Origin of the sequence: Candidatus Sordicultor fermentans, from assembly GCF_012728195.1 — a bacterium.
GTDB lineage: Bacteria > Atribacterota > Atribacteria > Atribacterales > Caldatribacteriaceae > Sordicultor > Sordicultor fermentans.
In genome coordinates, this window is record NZ_JAAYFP010000124.1 from 1 (window position 1) to 5,567 (window position 5,567).

General features: G+C 43.1%; 8 protein-coding genes. All 8 read right to left on the reverse strand.

Annotation, left to right across the window (positions count from 1 at the left end; all coding sequences use genetic code 11):
• Positions 1 to 44: 44 nt before the first annotated feature.
• Positions 45 to 836: a 16S rRNA (adenine(1518)-N(6)/adenine(1519)-N(6))-dimethyltransferase RsmA gene (gene rsmA / locus GXZ17_RS06590; RefSeq protein WP_409376497.1), complete on the reverse strand. Its 792-nt coding sequence runs from the start codon at positions 834 to 836 to the stop codon at positions 45 to 47.
• A 241-nt stretch (positions 837 to 1,077) separates the two neighbouring features.
• Complete coding sequence (locus tag GXZ17_RS06595) at positions 1,078 to 1,425, reverse strand: Asp23/Gls24 family envelope stress response protein (RefSeq protein ID WP_409376498.1); 348 nt, start codon at positions 1,423 to 1,425, stop codon at positions 1,078 to 1,080.
• On the reverse strand, positions 1,415 to 1,906 hold the full coding sequence (locus GXZ17_RS06600; protein ID WP_409376499.1) for a TIGR00725 family protein: 492 nt from the start codon (positions 1,904 to 1,906) through the stop codon (positions 1,415 to 1,417). The genes GXZ17_RS06595 and GXZ17_RS06600 overlap by 11 nt, the downstream gene beginning before the upstream one ends.
• Positions 1,896 to 2,387: a bifunctional nuclease family protein gene (locus GXZ17_RS06605; RefSeq protein WP_409376500.1), complete on the reverse strand. Its 492-nt coding sequence runs from the start codon at positions 2,385 to 2,387 to the stop codon at positions 1,896 to 1,898. The genes GXZ17_RS06600 and GXZ17_RS06605 overlap by 11 nt, the downstream gene beginning before the upstream one ends.
• A gap of 20 nt (positions 2,388 to 2,407) precedes the next feature.
• Positions 2,408 to 3,202, reverse strand: a complete 795-nt coding sequence (locus GXZ17_RS06610) for a TatD family hydrolase (protein ID WP_409376501.1) — start codon at positions 3,200 to 3,202, stop codon at positions 2,408 to 2,410.
• The gene (gene metG, locus GXZ17_RS06615; RefSeq protein ID WP_409376502.1) at positions 3,199 to 3,534 is read right to left on the reverse strand and encodes a methionine--tRNA ligase subunit beta; all 336 of its coding nucleotides are present in this window, start codon (positions 3,532 to 3,534) and stop codon (positions 3,199 to 3,201) included. The genes GXZ17_RS06610 and metG (GXZ17_RS06615) overlap by 4 nt, the downstream gene beginning before the upstream one ends.
• A gap of 13 nt (positions 3,535 to 3,547) precedes the next feature.
• Positions 3,548 to 5,074, reverse strand: a complete 1,527-nt coding sequence (gene metG, locus GXZ17_RS06620) for a methionine--tRNA ligase (RefSeq protein WP_409376503.1) — start codon at positions 5,072 to 5,074, stop codon at positions 3,548 to 3,550.
• A gap of 20 nt (positions 5,075 to 5,094) precedes the next feature.
• A partial coding sequence (locus GXZ17_RS06625) for an SPASM domain-containing protein (protein ID WP_409376504.1) occupies positions 5,095 to 5,567 on the reverse strand: 473 nt, incomplete at its 5' end.

Consider the following 5,567-nt stretch of genomic DNA (forward strand, 5'->3'; position numbering starts at 1 on the left):
ATCTCCCCTCTCCGGGGACTTTTCCTTCCTCAGTGTTCTCGTAGTCAACTATTGGCTATCGTCTCGAGTTGAGAAACGAGAGCTATCCAGTGCTCTATTTCCAGGTGTTCTGCCCGCCACTCAGGATGAATATGAGCTCGAGCTAAAATTTCTCTGGTTTTCTCTCTTCCCAATTGAGGACGGAGAAGTTTTTCTACTTTCTTCCGTCTCTGAGAAAATAGAAAATGAACCCAGCGCATAATTTCCTTATAAGCATCAGGCTCTATCTGGGGAGAAAGAGGAATAAATTTAAGAATTAGAGAACGAACCGCAGGGGGAGGAGAAAAAGAACCAGGAGAAACCTCTCTTACTTTTTCTACTTCATAAAGGAGGTGCACTCCCACTGCAAGAGGGCTTCCTTTTTTCTGCAACACTTTTTCTCCAAACTCCCGCTGAACCATTAAAACTAGAAGATCCCACTTAATTCCACTTTCCAAAATTTTAGAAAAAAAGGGAGAAGAGATAGCATAAGGAATGTTAGAAACTAACTTGAGGGAAGAAAAAGAAGAAAGGAGAGACGGTAAATCAGCTGATAAAAAATCTTCTCTATAAAGAACTAAATTAGAATAATCTTTTAACTTTTCCCGAACCATCCGGTAAAGCCGCTCATCAATTTCCCACCCTATTACTTTACCGGCTTTTTGCACCAAAACTTCAGTAAGGATCCCCTTCCCTACTCCCACCTCTACTACTGTGTCTTCCTTTTTCAGGTCGGCTTTATCGATTATTATATCTCGGACAGCCTTATCAACCAGAAAATGCTGCCCCCATCGGGGAGAGATATGGAAGCTGGTCAAAATTAGCCCCTTAAATCACCGAAACTACCAGACTAAGGGTTTAACATGGAATAGTTCTCCTCCGGGTGTTCCAGGTGTCCAGGGAAAAAATAATCACAGCGGTCTACTGGCTCTTGTCTTTCTTTTTGCTCTCCTAATAGACACTTATAAATCCCCTTTTTCTTCATTTCTGCGTCGCAATGCCTGCACACCTGGCATAAACCTTCAGGATTGTACAATTCAAATCACCCCTTTTTTTATTTTATTCTAAAAACCATTCCACTTCAGAAACCTCTACATTCACCCCCTCCAGAGGGAATCCCCATTCTCTTATCATATTAGCCACTCGCTTCTGCACCTCTTGCGCTATCTCTTCCCAGTTTTTCCGAGAATCCACTTTTAAGGAAATATTAATAAATACCCCTTTTTCTTTAGTCGAGACTCTATCATTGGGGGAGAGAGTTTCTCCTTGCACAACGACCTTGGTATTCCTTAAGAGATGGTTAAAATCCCCCATTACCCCCTCTACCAGGAAAGCGCTCCGCGCCGCCATTTCTACCAGGGTAGACACACTCACTCTAATTTCTCCTGGCTCTTCACTAAAGGGCATTATTACTCTCCAGTTTCTCCCAAACATAATGTAGTGCTTCCTCAGCATCCTGGAATTGAGGAAAAAAATCTTCTTTGCCCGTAGAATCCTGAATTTTCCAGGTATTCAATCCGGCGAGAATTTTGTCATGAGAAAGAGCTAAGGCAATTTCACTTAAAGTTCCAGATTGACCCCCACAGGCTATGAGAGCCGAAGCAGTTAGGACAATTATCAGGTTACGGGCTTCTCCCAGACCGGTCACAATTTTTAAATCCACATAAGGGTTGGCATCTTCCCTGGAATTGCCGGGCAAAATACCTACAGTGAAACCGCCAGCTTCTTTTGCTCCTCGACAAGCCGCTTCCATCACCCCTCCTAATCCTCCGCAAAGGAGAATAGCACCTCGTTCGGCAATCCCTTTTCCTACTCGATAAGCACTTTCATATAGTTCTGCACTGCAGGAATGTTGACCAATAACTCCTATTATCCAGTTATGATTCATAACCCAGATATTTTTTTAAATCTTCCGGTTTTAAATTATCTAAAAACTGACGAAACTCCTCTATTTCCTTATCGTCTATCTCTCCTGTTGCTACAGTAGTAGAGCTGAGAACCTCCTCGGAAGCAAAGATGGGCGCCCCCATTCGTAAAGAAAGTGCTATTCCATCGCTGGGACGGGCATCTATGGTAATTTCATTTCCCTCCACCTGAATATATAGAAGAGCATAAAAAGTGTTATCCACAATTCTAGTAATGACTATTTTTTCCAGTTCTCCTCCTAATTGGTGGATAAGAGAAGCCATGAGGTCATGGGTAAGAGGGCGAGGAGTCTTAACTCCCTGTAAACCCAGAAGAATGGCCTGCGCCTCAAACAAGCCAATCCAGATAGGAAGGCTCCTTTTTTCTTCTTCATCGCTCAGAACTACCACTGCCATAGTGTTTTTCTGGTCAAACATCAAACCCTGAACTTTCATTTTGATCATAACTAAAAACCCTTTCTATCTTACGTTTTATTATTATAGCGTAAATCAAGTTTTCTTCCAAAAATCGAGCAAAAATTCTCCCATACTTTCTCCCTCAAAGTCAAAAGAGAAACACCCCATAACTGAGCCAGAAATGACGCAGTCTCAACTAAAAATGCTGGCTCATTTCTCCTGCCTCTCCGCGATTGAGGAGGAAGGTAAGGAGCATCGGTTTCTAAAAGAACACGAGAAAGGGGGATTTTTTGAACTACTTCTCGCAGATGGGTAGCCCCGGGGTAGGTCACCACTCCCCCCAGGGAAAAGTAAACTGCTCGAGGTAGTGCTTCCTGTAAAATCTCCTCGTCCCCCGAAAAACAATGCCAGATTACCACCACATCCCGCACCTTCTCTTTTATAATCTGCCATAAATCTTTATTAGATTCCCGGGAGTGGACAATTAAAGGAAGAGAAAACTTTTCTGCTACTTCAATTTGCTGGATAAAAGCTTCTTTTTGTTTTTCGATATGACTTCTATCCCAGTAATAATCTAATCCTACCTCTCCTATAGCTATAACCTTTTCCTTTCGTACATATTCCTCGAGGATAGAGAAGTCGGGCAATTCATCCCCTATCTCCTGGGGATGAATGCCCACACTAGCATAAAGCGAAGGATAACGCTCCACTAACTTTAAAGTCTCTTGAATCGAGGAGAGAGAAGTAGCAGCATTGACTATAATCTCTACTCCAGCGTTTTGTGCTCTGTTTATAACCTCTTCTCGATCTTTTAGAAATTCCTCCCCTTCTAAATGGGCATGAATATCTACCCAAAAACTCATCTTACTTTACTTCCTGGCGCTATATCTCGATCCACAGTCAAGATGCTAACTGCTCCTTTTCCATCATCAGCAGCTAAAAGCATCCCTTCTGATTTGATCCCCCGGATATTAGCCGGTTTTAAATTAGTGAGAACAATGATTTTTTTCCCCATCAACTCCTCAGGTGTGTAATAATTAGCCAAGCCCGCCACCAGGGTTCTTTCTTCTTCTCCCAGGTTGACTCGCAAAGCCAAAAGAGCTTTAGTTCCTTCCACTCTTTCTGCTTTTACTACCTCTCCCACCCGCAGGTCAATATTTTGAAAATCTTCCAGATTGATTTCCGGCAATACCATTTTTTTCACTCCTCTACTCTATAATTCTCGGGAACAAAGGCTGAGCCTCCTCCACTGAATAAACTTCCGGTCCTCCTTGCCAGCACAGACTTTCTTCCAGGCTTTCTTTTCCCGGATCCTGCTGCAAACCTAAAAGCTCTCTCAACTTCAAAGTAGTATCAGGCATAAAAGGGTAAAGGAAAAAACTCAGTAACCGAGCATTGTCTAATAGGCGATAAAGAAGATTTTCCACCTCTTTTTCTTTCCCTTCTTTGTGCAATTTCCAGGGAGCTTCTCGCTCGATGTAGCGGTTAGCAAAATGTACCAGTTTCCAGACTTGTTCTAAAGCCTGAGAGAAGGCAAACCGCTCCATATAGTACTGGAAACCCTCTTTTACCTCTTCCAGTAACTTTTCCCATTCTCCATCCTGATAGGGAGAAGGCTTTTTCACCACCCCTTTTTTATATCTCCATACCATCCCTAAAGTTCGGTGAACAAAATTACCAAAGTTATCAGATAAATCAGCATTAGAACGTTCTATCAGCGCTTTTTCTGAAAAGTCTCCATCCAGACCAAAGCTCACTTCTCTCATCAGAAAGTATCGGAAACGGTCTACCCCATAGCGGTCAATCATCAAATAAGGATCTACCACGTTACCTCGAGATTTAGACATTTTTTCTCCCTCTACCGTCCACCAACCATGGGCGAATATCCGGCGAGGGAGAGGTAAAGATGCAGCCATGAGCATCCCGGGCCAGAGAACAGCATGAAAGCGAAGAATATCTTTACCCACCAGATGATAGGCATAAGGCCAGAAATTAGAGAATTTCTCTTCCGAAGTTCCCCAGCCCGCTACCGTTAAATAATTAACCAAAGCATCGAACCATACATAAAGAGTATGACGAGGATCGGAAGGAACCGGTATCCCCCACTCCAGCCCCAGACGAGAGATGCTCTGGTCTTTAAGCCCCCCTCTTACAAAACTTTCAATTTCGTGATGCCGGCTTTCGGGCATTATAAAATCGGGATGGCTTCCCAAATATTGTAAAAGTGGCTCCTGGAAGCGGGAAAGAGCAAAAAAATAGCTCTCTTCTTTTAATTTCTCTAAAGACCTCCCGCAATCGGGACAAACCAAGCGCTCATCCAGCTGGCTTTCCGGCCAGAAAGTTTCACAGGGGACACAATACCATCCTTCATAGTCTCCGAGATAAATGTAGCCCCGCTCATCTAATAAGCGGAAAAAATCTTGCACCACCTTTATATGGCGAGGGTCAGTGGTACGGATAAACTCATCATAAGAGATATTCATTTTCTTCCACAAATCCTGGAAACGAATCACCATTTTATCTACCAGCTCTTGAGGGGTGATTCCCAAATCCCGAGCGGCTTTTTCTATCTTTTGTCCGTGTTCGTCGGTACCGGTAGAGAAAAGGACTTGATACCCCCGCAAGCGATAATAGCGAGCCAGAACATCAGCAGCACAAGTAGTGTAAGCATGACCAATATGAGGAACGTCATTTACATAGTAAATAGGAGTAGTAACGTAAAAACTGTTATCCATCTTTCACCTCTTCAATCAAATTAAAAATTTGCCAGATAAGGCTCTTCTTTTTCTATCTCTTCCCAAAATTCTTGATTGAACTTACAACCCGCATCAGGAGCTAAATAATCCTCAAAATAAGTATAAGCCCGAGCTCGACATCCTCCACAAACCAGCTGATAATCACACTCTCCGCAATGTCCCCGATAAAGGGTTCTATCTCTAAGTTCTTTTAACACTGATGACTCTCTCCAGATCTGGAAGAAAGGTTGTTCTATAATGTTTCCTAAAACAATAGGCATAAACACACAAGGAGTAATTACCCCATCAGGTTGTAGAGCACAATAAGCTCTACCTGCTCCGCATCCTCCCACATATTCCGCTGCCACCCGAGCCAGTCTACCCTCCGACACCGAGTAGTGACTGGTAACTATCACTCCTTCTGGATCCTTCTCCAGACATTTCCTACCAAATTGAGGAGTAGTACTGAAAACAAATATCCTTTTTCCCATCA